Raw genomic sequence first — 2264 nt, forward strand, 5'->3', positions numbered from 1 at the left:
GGGTAATGAACTCTTGTCTTCAAACCAAAAACACCTCCATTGAATTTGCATACTTAGTATGCGAATTCAGGAGGTGTTTTTTTCATGTACCACTATTCGGGTTCACTTCAATTAATGGGGAGGTTTTTTTGACGAATTGTGGCAAAAAGAAATAGCTAAAGGTGTGTTATACTAGAGAGCGAGGTGTTTGGTGATGAAAAAGAAAATGATGTTACATTGGTTTGAGCAGGGAAGCATTGCAATTCCAAAATTGCTTATGATGCATTATAAAAAATTAGGTTTAAATGAGACGGAATTTATGGTTGTACTTCATGTACATACATTTTTAGAATCAGGTAATTCGTTTCCGACTCCTTCAGAGATTTCTGAACGGATGACGATAACGGAAATGAAATGTATGGAAGTAATTCAAGCGTTGATTCAAAAAGGTTTTTTATCACTAGAAGGTGGACAAAGATCAGAAGCGATGATGTGCGAAAGTTATTCTTTACAACCGTTATGGGAAAAAATATTACATTTCTTAATGGATGAATCAATAGAGGAAGAGCAAAAAGAGAAAAAACAGCTGCAAGTAAATTTATATACAGTATTTGAAAAAGAATTTGGAAGACCACTTTCGCCGTTCGAATGTGAAACGTTAGGCATGTGGGAGGACCAAGATCAACATCATCCAAATTTAATTCAAGCGGCTCTTAGAGAAGCTGTAATGAGTGGAAAACTAAATTTCCGATATATTGATCGTATTTTATTTGAGTGGAAAAAGAATGGAATTAAAACGGTAGATCAGGCTCAAAATCAAGGTCAAAAATTTAGAGCGAATCAACAAAGAGCACAACAAATGACAAAACAAGAGACGAAATTTACTGGAAAAGTGCCTTTTTATAATTGGTTGGAGCAGTGATATAGGAGGAGAAATATGCTTAACAAAACGCAAATCCGTTATTGTTTAGATACAATGGCGGATATGTATCCAGAAGCGCATTGTGAATTGGTTCATGATAATCCATTTGAACTTGTAATCGCGGTGGCGTTATCTGCACAATGTACAGATGTACTTGTAAATAAAGTGACAAGAAATTTATTTCAAAAATATAAAACACCAGAAGATTATTTAAGTGTTTCTCTAGAAGAATTACAACAAGATATACGCTCTATCGGATTGTATAGAAATAAAGCAAAAAACATTCAAAAATTATGCCGAATGTTATTAGACGACTATAATGGGGAAGTACCGAGCGATCGAGATGAACTTACGAAATTACCCGGTGTAGGAAGGAAAACAGCGAATGTTGTAGTTTCCGTAGCGTTTGGGATTCCTGCAATTGCTGTTGATACACATGTGGAGCGAGTGAGTAAACGATTAGCGATTTGTAGATGGAAAGATTCTGTGTTAGAAGTAGAAAAAACGTTAATGAAGAAAGTACCGATGGATGAGTGGGGAGTTACGCATCATCGTATGATTTTCTTTGGACGTTATCATTGTAAAGCACAACGACCGCAATGTGAGGAGTGCAGACTGTTAGAAGTATGTCGTGAAGGAAAGAAGCGAATGAAGGTGAAATAAGGGATGGAGCGAGTTATAGAAATACCGAAAGAATTTCACTGCTTACCATTTTTTAAAGAAAGCGTAAATTCAATTGAGTATCATACAGACGAGTCTTTTGAAGAAATAATACAAAATACTTACTTTATATTTGATATTGAAAGACAGTATGAGCCATGGAAGGAAATTGAAAAAAGTATTCCAGCGATGTTGAATGTATGGAAAAATAAGCATGAAGACATTGCTATACTGTTTCGAAATAGAAATAAGCAAGAGGCTGAGGGGCCAATGATTCTTTTTGCAGCTCACTTGTTATCGGTTGTCTATTGGCTAAATGAGCAACCTGTTCATAGTTTGAATGAAATGCAAATAAATACGAATAAATTAAAAGTGCAACCTGTTAATTTTATGGAAAGATATTCATTCATAATAAAGAAACCGAGTAATTATCATTCTTATATTCAATTAGCGCAGTTGTATATCGAAATAGAAAAGCTGTATGTAAAAAAAATGATAACAAAAAAGAAGTCCGCTTCTCGTTAAGAGAAACGGACTTCTTTTTTGTTTATTAGGACTCTGTTGTAATAACAGTACCGTCTGCGTGAGGTGTATCTCCTCCGGTATTTTGATGTTGCTGTTCTTGTTGTTTCTTAGCTTCTTCTTCAGCTTTTTTCTTGGCCTCTTCATCAGCTTTCTTCTTAGCTTCTTCATCAGCTTTTTT

Annotated in this window: 3 protein-coding genes; all 3 read left to right on the forward strand. The window is 35.0% G+C overall.

Translation table 11 applies throughout. From position 1 onward, the window contains the following. Nucleotides 1-193: 193 nt before the first annotated feature. Genes dnaD through MR170_RS30385 form a run of 3 tightly spaced genes read left to right on the forward strand, consistent with a single transcriptional unit; the run spans nucleotide 194 to nucleotide 2086 of the window. Nucleotides 194-901, forward strand: coding sequence for a DNA replication protein DnaD (gene dnaD / locus MR170_RS30375; protein ID WP_000728532.1), 708 nt, complete (start codon nucleotides 194-196; stop codon nucleotides 899-901). A gap of 15 nt (nucleotides 902-916) precedes the next feature. Further along, nucleotides 917-1564 carry an endonuclease III gene (nth, locus tag MR170_RS30380; protein ID WP_000933035.1) on the forward strand — a complete coding sequence of 216 codons (648 nt, stop codon included), beginning with the start codon at nucleotides 917-919 and terminating at the stop codon, nucleotides 1562-1564. Between the two features lie 3 nt (nucleotides 1565-1567). Further along, the gene (locus MR170_RS30385; protein WP_242310595.1) at nucleotides 1568-2086 is read left to right on the forward strand and encodes a YpoC family protein; all 519 of its coding nucleotides are present in this window, start codon (nucleotides 1568-1570) and stop codon (nucleotides 2084-2086) included. The last annotated feature ends 178 nt before the right edge of the window (nucleotides 2087-2264 follow it).

Origin of the sequence: Bacillus cereus group sp. BfR-BA-01524 (genome assembly GCF_022662595.1) — a bacterium.
Classification (GTDB): domain Bacteria; phylum Bacillota; class Bacilli; order Bacillales; family Bacillaceae_G; genus Bacillus_A; species Bacillus_A thuringiensis_S.

What these genes read in the sequence shown, in the direction of transcription:
- dnaD (WP_000728532.1), top strand. Translation starts at nt 194, where the DNA reads ATGAAAAAGAAAATGATGTTACATTGGTTTGAGCAGGGAAGCATTGCA.
- nth (WP_000933035.1), top strand. Translation starts at nt 917, where the DNA reads ATGCTTAACAAAACGCAAATCCGTTATTGTTTAGATACAATGGCGGAT.
- MR170_RS30385 (WP_242310595.1), top strand. Translation starts at nt 1,568, where the DNA reads ATGGAGCGAGTTATAGAAATACCGAAAGAATTTCACTGCTTACCATTT.